15 protein-coding genes are annotated in these 14966 nt (G+C 72.4%); 2 read left to right on the forward strand and 13 right to left on the reverse strand.

Translation table 11 applies throughout. The annotated features are described in order from the left end of the window. Nucleotides 1-66: 66 nt before the first annotated feature. The 12 genes from ACFW47_RS14790 to ACFW47_RS14845 form a co-directional block, all read right to left on the reverse strand. Entirely contained in the window at nucleotides 67-1131 is a 1065-nt protein-coding gene (locus tag ACFW47_RS14790; RefSeq protein WP_386278609.1) for a polyprenyl synthetase family protein, read from the reverse strand. Nucleotides 1132-1199: 68 nt separating this feature from the next. Further along, on the reverse strand, nucleotides 1200-2636 hold the full coding sequence (gene hpnE / locus ACFW47_RS14795; RefSeq protein WP_386278116.1) for a hydroxysqualene dehydroxylase HpnE: 1437 nt from the start codon (nucleotides 2634-2636) through the stop codon (nucleotides 1200-1202). Then, entirely contained in the window at nucleotides 2633-2791 is a 159-nt protein-coding gene (locus ACFW47_RS14800) for a DUF6380 family protein (RefSeq protein ID WP_386278118.1), read from the reverse strand. Before ACFW47_RS14800 ends, hpnE begins: the two co-directional genes overlap by 4 nt. Next, on the reverse strand, nucleotides 2791-3741 hold the full coding sequence (gene hpnD / locus ACFW47_RS14805; RefSeq protein ID WP_386305971.1) for a presqualene diphosphate synthase HpnD: 951 nt from the start codon (nucleotides 3739-3741) through the stop codon (nucleotides 2791-2793). The genes ACFW47_RS14800 and hpnD overlap by 1 nt, the downstream gene beginning before the upstream one ends. Next, the gene (hpnC, locus tag ACFW47_RS14810) at nucleotides 3738-4640 is read right to left on the reverse strand and encodes a squalene synthase HpnC (protein ID WP_386278122.1); all 903 of its coding nucleotides are present in this window, start codon (nucleotides 4638-4640) and stop codon (nucleotides 3738-3740) included. Before hpnC ends, hpnD begins: the two co-directional genes overlap by 4 nt. A gap of 358 nt (nucleotides 4641-4998) precedes the next feature. Further along, the gene (locus tag ACFW47_RS14815) at nucleotides 4999-5787 is read right to left on the reverse strand and encodes an ABC transporter ATP-binding protein (RefSeq protein WP_386278124.1); all 789 of its coding nucleotides are present in this window, start codon (nucleotides 5785-5787) and stop codon (nucleotides 4999-5001) included. Continuing rightward, nucleotides 5780-6709: an ABC transporter permease gene (locus ACFW47_RS14820; RefSeq protein WP_386278126.1), complete on the reverse strand. Its 930-nt coding sequence runs from the start codon at nucleotides 6707-6709 to the stop codon at nucleotides 5780-5782. The genes ACFW47_RS14815 and ACFW47_RS14820 overlap by 8 nt, the downstream gene beginning before the upstream one ends. A gap of 119 nt (nucleotides 6710-6828) precedes the next feature. Further along, nucleotides 6829-7701 carry a glycosyltransferase family 2 protein gene (locus tag ACFW47_RS14825; protein WP_386278128.1) on the reverse strand — a complete coding sequence of 291 codons (873 nt, stop codon included), beginning with the start codon at nucleotides 7699-7701 and terminating at the stop codon, nucleotides 6829-6831. Between the two features lie 8 nt (nucleotides 7702-7709). Next, nucleotides 7710-8489 (reverse strand): CDP-alcohol phosphatidyltransferase family protein, encoded by a 780-nt coding sequence (locus tag ACFW47_RS14830; RefSeq protein WP_361210689.1) that lies wholly within the window; start codon nucleotides 8487-8489, stop codon nucleotides 7710-7712. Then, nucleotides 8467-9528, reverse strand: coding sequence for an iron-containing alcohol dehydrogenase family protein (locus ACFW47_RS14835; protein WP_386278132.1), 1062 nt, complete (start codon nucleotides 9526-9528; stop codon nucleotides 8467-8469). Before ACFW47_RS14835 ends, ACFW47_RS14830 begins: the two co-directional genes overlap by 23 nt. After that, nucleotides 9516-10268 (reverse strand): sugar phosphate nucleotidyltransferase, encoded by a 753-nt coding sequence (locus tag ACFW47_RS14840; RefSeq protein ID WP_386305972.1) that lies wholly within the window; start codon nucleotides 10266-10268, stop codon nucleotides 9516-9518. The genes ACFW47_RS14835 and ACFW47_RS14840 overlap by 13 nt, the downstream gene beginning before the upstream one ends. After that, complete coding sequence (locus tag ACFW47_RS14845; protein ID WP_386278137.1) at nucleotides 10265-12124, reverse strand: DUF5941 domain-containing protein; 1860 nt, start codon at nucleotides 12122-12124, stop codon at nucleotides 10265-10267. Before ACFW47_RS14845 ends, ACFW47_RS14840 begins: the two co-directional genes overlap by 4 nt. A 487-nt stretch (nucleotides 12125-12611) precedes the next feature. On the opposite strand from ACFW47_RS14845, the gene ACFW47_RS14850 reads away from it, so the two are divergent. After that, nucleotides 12612-13550 (forward strand): cation diffusion facilitator family transporter, encoded by a 939-nt coding sequence (locus ACFW47_RS14850; protein WP_386278139.1) that lies wholly within the window; start codon nucleotides 12612-12614, stop codon nucleotides 13548-13550. 360 nt (nucleotides 13551-13910) lie between these two features. Beyond that, nucleotides 13911-14504 carry an isopentenyl-diphosphate Delta-isomerase gene (idi, locus tag ACFW47_RS14855; RefSeq protein ID WP_386278141.1) on the forward strand — a complete coding sequence of 198 codons (594 nt, stop codon included), beginning with the start codon at nucleotides 13911-13913 and terminating at the stop codon, nucleotides 14502-14504. Nucleotides 14505-14510: 6 nt separating this feature from the next. On the opposite strand, the gene ACFW47_RS14860 is transcribed toward idi, so the two are convergent. Further along, nucleotides 14511-14963 (reverse strand): ATP-binding protein, encoded by a 453-nt coding sequence (locus ACFW47_RS14860; protein ID WP_217254077.1) that lies wholly within the window; start codon nucleotides 14961-14963, stop codon nucleotides 14511-14513. Nucleotides 14964-14966: the final 3 nt, after the last annotated feature.

Below are 14966 nucleotides of genomic sequence, written 5' to 3' on the forward strand. Positions count from 1 at the left end.
CGGCCGGTGCTCGTGTACCTGCGGCACCGGCCGGCGACTACGCGAGGGCTATTCGACCGATAGTGATCATCTCTTTCGTACGACGACGAAGTCCGCGAGCGCGGTGAACATGTCCCGCACCCGGTCGGGCATGTCGACGGCGTCGAGGGCTTCGATGGCGATGGTGTGCTGGCGACGCGCCTCGTCGGCGGTCCACTCCCGCCCGCCCGCTTCCTCGATGAGGGCGGCGCGGGCCGCGAACTCCTCCTCGGAGAAGTTCGCGAAGTCACTGGTCTTGGCGTCGGCGGTGAGGATCTCGCCGAGCCGTTCGGAGGCGGGGCCGCCCGCGGCGAGGGCGGCGACGACCGGCAGGGACTTCTTGCGCTGGCGCAGGTCGCTCCAGGTCTGCTTGCCGGTGGCGTCCGGGTCGCCCCAGATGCCGAGGAGGTCGTCGACGGCCTGGAAGGCGAGGCCCAGGTGGTAGCCGTACTTCTCCAGCGTGTCGGCGGTGTGCTCGTCGGCGCCGCCGAGGACCGCGCCGATGGAGCTGGCGGAGGCGAGCAGGGCGCCGGTCTTGTTGCCCTCCATCTCCAGGCACTCCTCGACGCTGACGCGGTCGCGGTGCTCGTAGGAGATGTCCTGGGCCTGACCGTCGATCAGGGCGCGGGAGGCCTTGGTCAGGCGGCGGGTGGCGCGGCCGGCCTCGACGGTGCCGAGTTCCAGCAGCACCTCGTTGGCCAAGGCGAACAGGGCGTCGCCGACCAGGATGGCCTGGGCGGGGCCGTGCACCTTCCAGACGGTGTCGCGGTGGCGGCGCTGCTCGTCGCCGTCCATCAGGTCGTCGTGCAGGAGGGAGAAATTGTGCACCAGCTCCACCGCCACCGCGCCGGGGACGCCGACCTCGGGCGCGGCTCCGGTGACCTCGGCGGAGAGCACCGCGAGGGCGGGGCGCACGGCCTTGCCGCCGTCGCCGTCCGCGGGCCTGCCGTGGGCGTCGATCCAGCCGAAGTGGTAGGCGGCGACGGTGTCCATGGGAGGCGCCAGACGGTCGACTGCCGCCCGCAGGACCGGCGTGGACAGGGTCCGGCCGCGCTCCAGGAGCGTGGTCACGTCCACCGTGGTCCGTGGGTCGGCCTTCGTGGCCGGTGGCACAGTGGGCACAGTCTTTCCTCCAGTTGCGGTGCCGGGAGCGCGGGCGTCGGTGCCTCGCGGATCGGTTTTCACGCCGCCTCCTCGAAGAAGTCGGGGAGGAGGCCGCGGGACCGGCCCAGGGCGCCGAGTGCGGCGCCCGCCGCCCCGACACCGCTGCGGACCGCGCTCTCCATGGTCGCGGGCCACCCGGTGGCGGTCCACGCTCCGGCCAGGTACAGGCCGGGTGCCTTGGTGCGGGCGCCGGGCCTGAGGCGGCCGACGCCGGGGGCGGGAGCGAAGGTCGCGGTGCGCTCCCTGGTCACGAAGAAGTCCTTCACCTCGGCACCCCTGGTGCGGGGCAGCAGCCGCTCCAGCTCGGGCAGGTACCGCTCGCGCAGCGCGGCCACGGGCTCGTCGATCTCGTTCTGGGCCGTCGACTGCGACAGCGCCAGGTACTGACCCTCCCTCAGTCCGGAGGCCTCGGTGCGGTCGAACACCCATTGCACCGGCGTGCCGAGCGCCGTGAGGAAGGGCGCGGCGAGCACCTTCCGGTCGTAGATCACGTGGACGTTGAGGATCGGCGCGGTGCCGATCTCCAGGAGGTTCTCCGGGGCGTCGAGCGCGCCTTCGGGCAGCAGGCCGTGCGCCTCGCGCTGCGGTACGGCGAGGACGACCGCGTCCGCCTGGAGCGTCTCGCCGGGAACCTGAACGCTCCAGCCGCCGTTGTCGTTCTCCCGGACGGAGGTGACGCGTGTACGGACCTCGGTGCGCACGCCCGCGGAGTCGAGCTCCCTGCGGGCCAGCCGGTCGTGCAGTTCGCCCAGCGGGACGCGGGCCCAGCCGATGTCGGCCGCGCCCGGGTCGGACAGCAGACCGGTCTTGAACACCATCGCGGCGAGCCCGAGCGAGGCGTCGCCCGCGACCGCGTTGAGGGTGGCGACCCCGACGAGATCCCACAGGGCCTCGACGGCGCGCGCCGACTGGCCGTGCGCGGCCAGCCAGCTGCCGAAGTCCTGGGTGTCCAGCGCCGGATCGGCCAGGTCGAGCCCCTTGAGCGCGAGCGCGGCCCGCCCGACGCTCGCACGTTCGGCGAGCGAGAGGTGCGGGTACGTGGCGAGGCTGCGCCCCAGGTGGAGGGGGACGGGCAGCGCGTCGCGCCGCAGCCTGCCGAGCCGTCGTCCCTCGGGCCGGGCGAGGTCGACGACGGGCACGTCGAGACGTTCCTGCACGGGGGCCAGCGCCGTCCCGCCGATACGGTCGAGGAACCAGCGGTAGGCGGTGCAGCAGCGCAGGTAGACGTGCTGGCCGTTGTCGACGGTGAGACCGCCGCGCTGGAAGGAGAAGGCGAGCCCGCCCAGGCGCGGACGCCCTTCGAGCAGGGTGACGCGCACCCCGGCGTCGGCGAGCGCGAGCGCGGCGGTGACGCCGGCGAGTCCACCGCCGACCACGACGGCGTGTCCGCCGGGGCGGACGGCGGAGACGTCCGCCAGCCGCCCGCCCTCGCGCGTGCCGTTGCCGTGCGTCATGGTGCGCCCTTCCCTCTCCGGTCGCCGTGGTGCTTGAACGGCGTACGGCAGACCGTCTCAGTCTGGGACGCCGCCCGCCACCGGAGGGTTGCCCGCCGTTCTTCGCCGGCCCGGTGGTGCCGGTCCGGAGTGTCGAGTGTGCCGGGTGTGTCCATCAGGCGCGCCTCCTGACGGCCCGCCGGGTGACGTGTCGGGTGTCGAGACCCGAGAGACCGCGCACCGCAACGTACGCCTTCTCGCGTCCGGGGAGCGAGACCCGGCCCCGCAGCACTGCCTCCGGGTCTCGCTCGATGCGGTCCAGGAGGCGGCGGTAGATGCCGGCCATGGCGGCCACGCAGGCGCCGCTGCGCCGGTCGAGCATGGGCAGCAGCCGGTAGCCCTCGGCGAAAAGGGCGCGGGCCCGACGCACTTCGAAGTGCACGAGACCCGCGAAGTCGGAGCCCTCGGGCGGTTTCGGCCCGTCGAACCCGGCCGAGCAGCCGAACTTGGCGAGGTCGTCGGCGGGCAGGTAGGCGCGCCCGCCCTCGGCGTCCTCCCGGACGTCCCGCAGGATGTTGGTGAGCTGGAGCGCGAGGCCGAGCGTGTCGGCATACTCGGGCGCGCGCTCGGCGCCGCGCGCCCCCGGTTCGGTGCCGAAGACGCCGAGCGAGAGGCGGCCGATGGCGCCGGCCACGCAGCGGCAGTAGACCTTCAGGTCGTCCCAGGTCTCGTAGGTCTCGCCGCGCAGGTCCATCTGGACGCCGTCGATCAGTTCGTCGAGCCCGCCGAGCGGGATCGGGAACTGCCGGGCGGCGTGCGCGAGGGCGACGGCGACCGGGTCGGTGTCGTCCTCGGCGACCTCGCCCGCGTGGATCCGGGCGAGTGTCGCCCGGGTCTCCTCCAGCCGGGCGACCTTGACGTCCCCGGCCAGCTCCCCGTCGCCGATGTCGTCGACGCGGCGCGAGAACGCGTACAGCGCCGACATCGCCCGGCGCTTGGGCGTCGGCAGCAGCCGGATGCCGTAGGCGAAGTTGCGGGCCTGCTGTCCGGTGACGGTCTCGCAGTAGCTGTAGGCGGCGAGTACCGGTGCCGACGCGTGCGCTGACGACTCCACGGTCCCGATCACCCCTCTCCTCGCAGGGTCGGGCCCACCTCGCGCAGCAAGCGGGCCTTGCCGGGCTTGGGCGGACCGGGAAGTACGTCGTGATCGGCGGCGGCGATCGCCCCGAGGGCCGCCCTGCCGCCCGCCACGAACCCCGCGAGCAGCAGGCGCAGCCGGCCGCGGACGCTGCCCACCAGGGGCGCGCCCTCGCTCAGCAGGTCGCGGGCGCGCTGTGCCTCGAAGGCGATCAGGGCGCGCACCGACGCGCCCGCGGTGGGCGCGGCGAGGTCCGCCTCCTGGACGTGGAAGCGCTTCATGTCCTCGGCGGGCAGGTAGATCCGGTCCCGGGTCAGGTCCTCGGCCACGTCCTGGAGGTGCTCGACGATCTGCAGGGCGGTGCAGACCGCGTCGGAGCGGCGGACCCGTTCGGGTGTCGAGGTGCCGGTGACGGCGAGGACGAGCCGGCCCACCGGGTTGGCGGACAGCTCGCAGTAGGCGAGGAGGTCGTCGTAGGTCTCGTACCGGCCGACCAGCTGGTCCTGGCGGTTGGCGGCGATCAGGCCGAGGAAGGGCTCGGGGGTGAGCGAGCGGCGGCGCACGGTCGGCACCAGGCGGCGCAGCAGCGGGTGGCGGGGGGTGCCGTCGAAGACGCGGCGCAGGTCGTCCTCGAAGGCGTCCAGCATCAGCAGCCGGTCGCCGGCCCGGTCTCCGGGCACGCCGAGGAGGCGGGCGTCGGCGCCGCCGGGTGCCAGGTCGCCGTCGCCGATGTCGTCCACGAGGCGGGCGAAGCCGTACACGGCCATGAGGTCGGCGCGCCAGTCGCGGGGCAGGAAGAAGGGGGCGACGGGGAAGTTCTCGTCCGCGGCTTTGGCCAGGGTGCCGCGTGCCGCGTCGACCGCCTGTGCCGGGTCGGTGGTCGTCATCGCGGGCTGCCCTGGGCGGAGACGGCGCACGCTTCGCGGAGGTGGGGAGTTTCCGTCGCCATTGCCGTCACATCTCCCGTTCTACACTGCCGACCCAATTGACACTATTTCGGACACGCCGCCCGGCCGCCCGTGCGGCGGGCCCGCTCGAGGGTGTCGGGCATTATCGCCCCATGTGCCGCGTTTCGGGACCGGTCCAGCTTACGTTGTACAACGCACGGGGGTCCGCCGGGGTCCTCCGCGCATCACAAGAACACACCGATTCACATCAAGATTCCTGAGAACACCAGGAGTTGACGTTTCCTTTGCGCAAGCGGGTCCCGCCGGACCGGTTCCGGCGGGGCTTCGGCGTGTCGGGCTACTTGCCCGTGAACTTCTCGTACTCCTTGAGCACCTCGTCGGTCGGGCCGTCCATGCGCAGCTCGCCGCGCTCCAGCCACAGCACGCGGTTGCAGGTGTCCCGGATGGACTTGTTGTTGTGGCTGACCAGGAAGACGGTGCCCGCCTCCTTGCGCAGCTCCCGGATGCGCTGCTCGGAGCGCGTCTGGAACTTGCGGTCACCGGTGGCCAGCGCCTCGTCGATCATCAGGACGTCGTGGTCCTTCGCGGCGGCGATGGAGAACCGCAGGCGGGCGGCCATGCCGGAGGAGTAGGTGCGCATCGGCAGGGTGATGAAGTCGCCCTTCTCGTTGATCCCGGAGAAGTCGACGATGTCCTGGTAACGCTCCTTGATCTGCTCGCGGGACATGCCCATGGCGAGGCCGCCGAGGATGACGTTGCGCTCGCCGGTCAGGTCGTTCATCAGGGCCGCGTTCACGCCGAGCAGGGAGGGCTGGCCGTCGGTGTAGACCTTGCCGCGTTCGGCGGGCAGCAGGCCGGCGATGGCCCGCAGCAGGGTCGACTTGCCGGACCCGTTGGAGCCGATGAGGCCGATGGCCTCGCCCCGGTAGGCGGTGAAGGAGACGCCGCGCACGGCGTGCACCTTGCGCACGCCCCGGGCCGCGTCGTCGGAGCCCCGCTTGATCATCCGGCTGAGCGCGGCGGTCGCGCTGCCCTTGCCGGTCTTGGCGCCGTTGACGCGGTAGACGATGTGCAGGTCGTCCGCGATGACCGTCGGGACCCGCGTGCCCTGCTGCTGCTCAGCCACGGCCGTACCTCTCCTCAGCCTTCCAGAAGTACACGAAACCGCCCACGGCGAGGGCCACGGCCCAGCCGAGCGCCACCGCCCACACGTGCGGCGGCAGGTTCTCGGAGCCGTACCCGTCGATCAGCGCGAAGCGGATCAGGTCCATGTAGACGGCGGCCGGGTTCCACTGGAGCACGTCGGCCAGCCAGGCCGGCTTGTCCTCCAGCATGATCGGGATGGAGAACATCACGCCGGACCCGTACATCCAGGTCCGCATGACGAACGGCATCAGCTGGGCCAGGTCCGGCGTCTTGGCGCCCATCCGGGCCACGACCAGTGCCAGCCCCGTGTTGAAGAGGAACTGCAGGACCAGCGCCGGGAGGATCAGCAGCCAGGACAGCGAGGGGTAGCTGCCGAAGCCGATCACCACCGCGAACATCACGATCATCGACGCCAGCAGCTGCTGGAGCTGCTGGAACGCGAACGAGATCGGCAGCGAGGCGCGGGGGAAGTGCAGCGCCCGCACCAGGCCGAGGTTGCCGGAGATGGCGCGCACGCCCGCCATCGCGGAGGACTGGGTGAAGGTGAAGACGAACACACCCGTCACCAGGAACGGGATGTACACGTCCTTCTCCATGCCGCGGCCCGCGTTCAGGATCAGGCCGAAGATCAGGAAGTAGACGAGCGCGTTCAGCAGCGGTGTGGCCACCTGCCACAGCTGGCCGAGCTTGGCCTGGCTGTACTGGGCGGTCAGCTTCGCCTGGGAGAAGGCGAGGATGAAGTGGCGCCGCCCCCAGAGCTGACGGACGTACTCCGCGAGGGACGGCCGGGCACCGCTCACGGTCAGCCCGTGCCTGGCGGCGAGCTGGGCCGCCGTGAGGCCCTCGTCGGGCGACACGGGCTTGGTCATGGCGACCGTGCCGTCGTGCGTTGTCTCACTCACTAGTGGAAACTTTCGTCTTCGTCCGTGCGCGGCCGGTACGGGGCTGGCACGGTCCTGTCGGCCTCGAAGGGGGTCCGGTCGGACCCGGGTGGGGCCACAAGCCCTCGGGTACGAGCTTGTCAGATCACCGGAGGCCGGCCCAGCCGGGTCAGCCGCCACACCGTACGCCACCGCATGGGCCGACGGGGACCGCAGGGGGTGGCCCAGCCCTCCCGGAAGCCGCCGAACCAGGCCTTCAGGGCCGGGCGCGAGGGGCGGCGGAGCAGGGTGAGCAGCATCCACAACCCGAGGTAGACCGGGACGAGGAGCGCGGGCAGGTTGCGGCGGGCCAGCCAGACGCGGTTGCGGGCGACCATGCGGTGGTAGACGGCGTGCCGGGAGGGCGCGGTCGTCGGGTGGTGCAGCACCATGTCGGAGCGGTAGTCGATCATCCAGCCGGCGTCGAGGGCCCGCCAGGCGAGGTCGGTCTCCTCGTGGGCGTAGAAGAACGCGTCCGGCAGGCCGCCGACCTGCGCGAGGACGCGGGTGCGCACGGCGTTGGCGCCGCCGAGGAAGGTGGTGACCCGGGAGGAGCGCATCGGGTCGGAGGCGCGCAGCCTCGGCACGTGCCGGCGCTGGGTCTCGCCGGTGTCCGGGTCGGCGATGCGGAAGCTGATGATGCCCAGCTCGTCGTCGGCCGCGAAGGCCTGGCGGCACAGCTCGGCGGTGTCCGTGCGGGCCAGCAGGCCGTCGTCGTCTAGGAAGAGCAGGATGTCGACGTCCTGGCCGCCCGGTCCGAAGGCCTCGATGCCGACGTTGCGGCCGCCGGGGATGCCCAGGTTCTCGGGCAGCTCGACGGTGCGGACGCCGGCCGGCACCTCCGGGACGGGCGAGCCGTTGCCGACCACGACCACCTCGACCGGGTCGCCGTCCTGCCCCGCGACCGAGTCGAGGAGGGCACGCAGCTCGTCGGGACGGTTGCCCATGGTGATGACGACCGCCCCGACCTTCATGGCCGCACTCACTTGAGCCTGCTGGAGGCGAGGACGGACACCAGGTGCAGCAGGGTCTGAAGCAGCGCGATGCCGGCGAGTACGGCGGTGCCGAGCCGGGTGAAGAACAGGTCACCGCGGCTCGCGTCGACTATGGCGAGGACCAGGATGAGCAGCGACGCCTCGATGCCGAGGATCAACCGGTGGAACTTGAGCGCACCGGCGGCCCGGCGGGCCAGCGCCATGCCCGAGGAGCGGGGCTCGGACGCGGCCTCCTTGACCGGGGGCATCCCGGCCTGGTGCCGGGCGACGCCGACCAGGTCGGTCTCGGCCTTGATCAGGATGGCGCCGAGGGCGGCCAGGGTGCCGAGGAAGGCCCACAGCCAGTCGATCCGCCCGGTGCCCCAGATGTCGGCGGCGCGCAGGCCGAGGCCGACCAGGACGGCGGCGTCGGTGAGGTAGGCGCCGACCCGGTCGAGGTAGACACCGCCCAGGGAGTACTGCTTCTTCCAGCGCGCGACCTCGCCGTCGACGCAGTCCAGCAGCAGGTACAGCTGGACCGCCACGACGCCGAGCACGGCGCCCGTGATGCCCGGCACCAGCAGGGCCGGGGCCGCGAGCACGCCGCAGACGGTCATCAGGTACGTGAGCTGGTTGGGCGTGATCCTGGTGTTCACCAGGTAGCGGTCGATCCGCAGCGAGACCTCACGCATGTAGAGGCGTCCCGCCCAGTGCTCACCGCTGCGCCGGTCCTTGACCCCGGCGGGGTGGACGACCGGACGGAGTTCAGCTACCGATGGCCTTGACATAGTCGGCGTACAGGTCCTTGATCTGGTCGGTTTTGAGGTCGAGGTGCTCGAGGATCGTGTAACGGCCGGGCCGCGTCTGCGGGGCGAACTCCACGGCCCGGACGAACTCGTCCGGCGTGAACCCGATCTCCTCGGGCAGCACCGGCAGCCCGTGCCGGCGCAGCACCCCGGCCATGTGGGCGGACTCCTCGTGGGCGCCGCGCAGGTACATCGCGAAGGCCGCGCCCAGGCCGCACTGCTCGCCGTGGGCGGCGGCGCGCTGCGGGTAGAGCAGGTCGAAGGCGTGGTTGATCTCGTGGCAGGCGCCGGAGGACGGACGCGAGTCACCCGAGACCGACATGGCGATGCCGCTGAGCACCAGCGCCTCGGCCAGCACCTGGAGGAACTCGTTGTCCCCGATGCCGCCCGGGTGACGGAGGACCGCCTCGCCCGCCTGGCGGGCCATCGCGGCGGCCAGACCGTCGATCCGCTCGCCCTTGACCCGGTTGGCCAGCTCCCAGTCCGCGATCGCGGAGACGTTGGAGACGGCGTCGCCGATGCCCGCCCGCACGAAACGGCCCGGTGCCGCACGGATCACGTCGAGGTCGATGACGACCGCGATCGGGTTCGGCACGCCGTAGGAGCCACGGCCCGCGTCGTTGTCGAGGGTGGCGACCGGAGAGCACAGGCCGTCGTGCGCGAGGTTCGTCGGCACGGCGACCAGCGGGAGGCCGACGCGCGCCGCGGCGAACTTGGCGCAGTCGATGATCTTGCCGCCGCCGAGGCCGACGACCGCGTCGTAGTGACCGGCCTTCATGGCACCGGCCAGCTTGATCGCGTCGTCCAGGGTGCCGCCGCCGACCTCGTACCAGTCGGCGCCGGGCAGGGACGGGGCGACGCGCTCGCGCAGCCGGGCGCCCGAGCCGCCGCTGACGGCGACGGCGAGCTTGCCCGAGTGGGAGATGCGCTCGTCGGCGAGCACACATCCCAGGTCGTCGAGTGCTCCCGCGCGGATGTCGACGACGACCGGCGACGGGATGAGCCTCGTCAGTACTGGCACGCGATCTCCCTGCCCTTGGCGAGGTCGTCGTGGTTGTCGATCTCGACCCACTTGACGTCGCCGATCGGTGCCACGTCGATCTTGAAGCCGCGGTCGACCAGCTCCTGGTAGCCGTCCTCGTAGTAGAGCTGCGGGTCGCGCTCGAAGGTGGTCTTCAGGGCGTCGGCCAGGTCGGCGGCGGCCTCGCCCTCGATGAGGGTGACGCCGATGTACTCGCCGGTCGCCTCGGCCGGGTCCATGAGCTTGGTGATGCGCTGGACGCCCTTGTCGGGGTCGACGACGACCTTCATCTCCTCCTCGGCGAGGTTCTTCACCGTGTCGAGGGCGAGGATGATCTTCTTGCCGTCGCCGCGGGCGGCGAGCAGGGTCTTCTCGACGGAGACCGGGTGCACGGTGTCGCCGTTGGCGAGGATCACGCCGTCCTTGAGGGCGTCACGGCCGCACCACAGGGAGTAGGCGTTGTTCCACTCCTCGGCCTTGTCGTTGTCGATGAGGGTGAGCCTGACGCCGTACTTGCGCTCCAGCTCCTCCTTGCGGTCGTACACGGCCTCCTTGCGGTAGCCGACGATGATCCCGACCTCGGTCAGGCCGACCTCGGCGAAGTTCGCCAGGGTCAGGTCCAGCACCGTGATGCTGTCCTCCGCCCCCTCGGGGCCGACCGGCACCAGTGCCTTGGGCAGGGTGTCGGTGTAGGGGCGCAGACGCCGGCCGGCGCCGGCCGCCAGCACGAGGCCGATCATGCGGGTTCTCCTTCGTCGTGTACGGCGGGCGCGCCGCCCCTGTGGGCGGCGACCCAGAAGCGGATGCTCTCGACGAGCACCACGAGTGCCACGGCCACGGCGAGGACCGTGAGCGCGACTTTGAACTGTGTGGCGGTGAGCAGCACGGCCAGCACGGTGATCAGCAGCGTGCGGCCCTCGTGCCCCCCGATCGTCCGCACCAGCCACTGCGGTGGCGCGCCCGCACCGCCGCGGATGCGGTAGACCGTGTCGTAGTGATGGTAGGCGACCGCGGCCACCAGCCCGAAAGCCGCAGGAAGCGCCCCGTTCACGTCCGCGTTGGCCGCGAGGACCAGCACGGTGCCGTACTCGGCGGCACGGAAGAAGGGCGGGACCAGCCAGTCGAAGGCGCCCTTGAGGGGGCGGGCGACGGCGAGGGCGGAGGTCAGTACGTAGACGAGCGCGGCGACCGCCGGCCAGGGACCGCCGAAGTCGGTGAGGGCGGCCGTGGCGACGACGGCGAGGCCGCCGAGGAGGGCGACGGCGGGGGCGGTGAAGCCGGGCAGGCGGCGGGCGGGCTTCGCGAAGCCCTTCGCGACGGTCCCGGCGAGCGGGCCGGAGTCGGCGAGGTCGGCGAGCGCCGTCGCGGCCCGGTCGGTCCGCGACGCCTTCCGGGTCAGCGAGCGCAGCACCCGGCCGGCCGTCGTGTACGTCGCGGCGAAGGCGCAGCCGATCAGCAGGGCGTAGAAGGTGATGCGGGGGGTGGCGACGGCGGTCAGCACGGCGATCATCGCCCAGCGTTCGCCGATGGGCAGGACGATCATCCGGCGTACCCAGACGGTCCAGCCGACGCTGTCGAGCCGGTCGGAGAGCGCGGCGGTGGGGCTGGTGTTGGCGGTGGCGGCCGTGCTGTCGACATTGGCCTCGTTGAAGGAGAAGTCGACGACGTGCCGGCAGGTCTGGAGGACCATCGCGCCGAGGGCGAGGGCCCACACGTCGTCGCCGCCGCGGGCGGCACCGAGGGCGAGGCCCGCGTAGTAGGCGTACTCCTTGGCCCGGTCGAAGGTGGCGTCCAGCCAGGCGCCGAGCGTGGAGTACTGCAGGGAGTAGCGGGCCAGCTGACCGTCGGTGCAGTCGAGGACGAACGAGGCGATGAGCAGGACGCCGGCGGCGACGAAGCCGCCGCGGGTGCCGGTGGCCGCGCAGCCCGCCGCTATGAGCGCGGTGATCAGGGAGGCGGTGGTGACCTGGTTGGGGGTCAGTCCACGGCGTGCGCACCAGCGGGCGATGTAGCGGGAGTAGGGGCTGATGAAGAAGGTGGTGACGAAGCCGTCGCGGGCCTTCACGGCCGACTTCAGGCGTACCGCCTCGTCGTCGACGACCGAGACGGCCTGCCGGGCCTCGTTGCGTGCCTGCGGGCCGGCGGGGACGGCGGCGACGAGGCTGCCCAGCTCGGGGCGGTGCACATCGGCACCGTCGGCGTCGAGGGCGGCGGTGATCCGGTCGGCGAGGCCCTCGGGGCCTCCCGCGTCCGGCTTCGCCGGCGCGGCGCCGGCGTGCGCGGTGGCGCCGTTCGCCGAGTGCTCCCGGGCCATGGCGCGGGTCAGGGTCTGGCGGGCCTCCGGCTGGGCGGTCACGGCGCCCGGGATCGCGGCGAGCGGGAAGCGGGGGTCGGTGAGACCGAGGCGCAGGGCGTGCACGTGGCCGACGAAGCGGGCGTCGACCACGGCGACCCGCTCTCCGGCCGGCACCCGGGCCAGCAGTGTCTCGGCGTCGGCGGCGTCCGGGGCGTGCTCGACGCCGAAGCCCAGGGACCGCAGCTCGCTCTCGATCGACGAACCGGGGACCAGCTGACCGGTGAGGATGGCGGTCGACAACCGAACTCACTCCCTGGGTGCCGACGCCTGGGCGCCGGGCCTGTGCATGGTGGGGCGCCCGCGCCTGCGGCACCCGGGTGGCATGTCGGCAGAGGTTATCGGATGCCCGGAACGCCGTGTTCACCGCCCGTTTCACGGTCGGTCGACGCCGCTTGCACCCGCCTTGGCCTCGATCATCATCGTGGATGCGGGGCCCGCCCCACAAACCGCGCCCCCAGACCGGACATCGCGGACATCGCACAGGGTCGACGGACACGCGCCCTGGGTCAGGGCCATGCCCCCGCCGCCGCCCGCCGACCTCCTCCGGACCGACTGACCGGGCCGCTTCGAACACTCTGACCTGCACAACGTTTTCGCAGGTCAGGGCAGATGACAACGGTGTTCAGTGCCGCGTTGCCCGATACCCCCTACCCGTAGTTGACTGTCGTCCGGACGCCGGGCGCGACGCCGGACGCCGGACGACGGACGCACAGGGAGGCGGCTTCTCATGGGGGCTGGGCACGATCACGGGCATGCGCACGGGGCGCACGGCGGCGGGACGGCGAGCGCCGCGTACCGGGGCAGGCTCCGGGTGGCGCTGGCGATCACCGTCTTCGTCATGATCGTCCAGGTCGTCGGCGGTCTGCTCGCCGACTCGCTCGCCCTGGTCGCCGACGCGGCACACATGGCCACGGACGCGCTGGGCCTCGGCATGGCGCTGCTGGCCATCCACTTCGCGAACCGGCCGCCGAGCGACCGGCGGACCTTCGGGTACGCCCGCGCGGAGATCCTCGCCGCCCTGGCCAACTGTCTGCTGCTGCTCGGGGTCGGGGGCTACATCCTCTTCGAGGCGATCGAACGGTTCATCACGCCCGCCGGCACCGACGGCGGGCTGGCCGTCGTCTTCGGCGCGATCGGCCTGGTCGCCAACATGGTGTCGCTCACCCTGCTGATGCGGGGGCAGAAGGAGAGCCTCAACGTGCGCGGCGCCTTCCTGGAGGTGGCGGCGGACGCGCTGGGCTCGCTGACCGTGATCGTCTCCGCGCTGGTGATCCTGGCCACCGGCTGGCAGGCGGCCGACCCGATCGCCTCGCTGGTCATCGGACTGATGATCGTGCCGCGCACGGTACGGCTGCTGCGCGAGACGCTGGACGTCCTGCTGGAGGCTGCGCCCAAGGACGTCGACATCGCCGAGGTGCGCGCCCACATACTGGCGCTGGACGGCGTCGAGGACGTCCACGACCTGCACGCCTGGACGATCACCTCGGGCATGCCGGTGCTGTCGGCGCACGTCGTGGTCAGCGGCGAGGTGCTGAGCGCGATCGGCCACGAGAAGATGCTGCACGAGTTGCAGGGCTGCCTGGGCGACCACTTCGACGTGGAGCACTGCACCTTCCAGCTGGAGCCCGGCGGGCACGCGGAGCACGAGGCCAGGTTGTGCCACTGAGACCGGCGCGGCCCCGGCGGACGGGCCAGGCCCGGCGGACGGGCCAGGGGGCGCGCACGTAGGGGGTACGCGCCGTGGAGTGCGGCCGTCCGCCGCCCGAGCGCGTCCCGTCCTCCGCCCGAACGGGCCCCGTCCTCCGCCCGTGCGCTTCCGCCCTCCGCGCCACCCTTCCCGGTCGCGTCCCCGACGGTTCCCGGACCGCGCCGCCGGGAATGATCAACCCTCGGCCCCACCTCGGCGTCCGACCGGTCAGACCGCCGCCCGCGCCGCCGCGCGGGACATGCGGAGTGCCGGGAAGTGCCGAGAGTGCCGGATTCGTACGGCACACTTGGGGCGCGAGGACCGAGTTGAAGGATGGGTATGCCGATCACTCCTGCCACCGAGACGCACAGTTCGTCGAACGGCACCGCAGACGCGATCTTGCTGGAACTGGTCGACGAGAACGGCGCGACGATCGGCACCGCGGAGAAGCTCTCCGCGCACCAGCCGCCGGGACGGCTGCACCGCGCCTTCTCCGTGTTCCTCTTCGACGAGCGGGGCCGGCTGCTGCTCCAGCAGCGGGCGCTGGGCAAGTACCACTCCCCCGGTGTGTGGTCCAACACCTGCTGCGGCCACCCCTACCCCGGTGAGGCGCCCTTCGCGGCGGCGGCCCGGCGGACGTACGAGGAGCTCGGCGTCTCCCCCTCGCTGCTCGCCGAGGCCGGCACCGTGCGCTACAACCACCCCGACCCGGCCTCCGGGCTGGTGGAGCAGGAGTACAACCACCTCTTCGTCGGTCTGGTGCAGGCCGCGCTGCGGCCCGACCCGGAGGAGGTGGCCGAGACCGCCTTCGTGGACCCGGCCGAGCTGTCCGAGCGGCACGCGAAGGACATGTTCTCGGCGTGGTTCATGACCGTGCTGGACGCGGCCCGGCCCGCCGTCCGTGAACTGACGGGCCCCTCGGCCGGTTGGTGAGCCCGCCTACCGCAGGGCGTGCTTGAGCGGCAGGGCGGCCCAGATCACCTTGCCGCCGCTCGCCGTGTGGGCCACGTCGCACGCCCCGCCCGCCTCCCGGGTGATCTCCCGGACCAGGAGCAGTCCGCGCCCGCCCGTCTGCCCGTGGTCGGCCTCCAGGGCGGTCGGGCGGTAGGGGTGGCTGTCCTCCACGGACACCCGCACCCACTCGGGCCCGACGGCGACCTCCACGGCGAGCACCGGCGACAGCACCGCCGCGTGCCGGACGGCGTTGGTGACCAGTTCCGAGACGATCAGGAGCAGTCCCTGCGTCACGTCGTCGGAGACCGGCACGCCCTGGCGCACCAGCAGGTCCCGCACGGCGTGCCTCGCCTGCGGGACCGACGCCTCCACGGCGGGGGCGGTGAACCGCCAGACGCCTTCGTACGGCAGCGGCCCGGCGGGCCCGGTCTCGTCCATCGT

Origin of the sequence: Streptomyces sp. NPDC058796, from assembly GCF_042745235.1 — a bacterium.
Classification (GTDB): domain Bacteria; phylum Actinomycetota; class Actinomycetes; order Streptomycetales; family Streptomycetaceae; genus Streptomyces.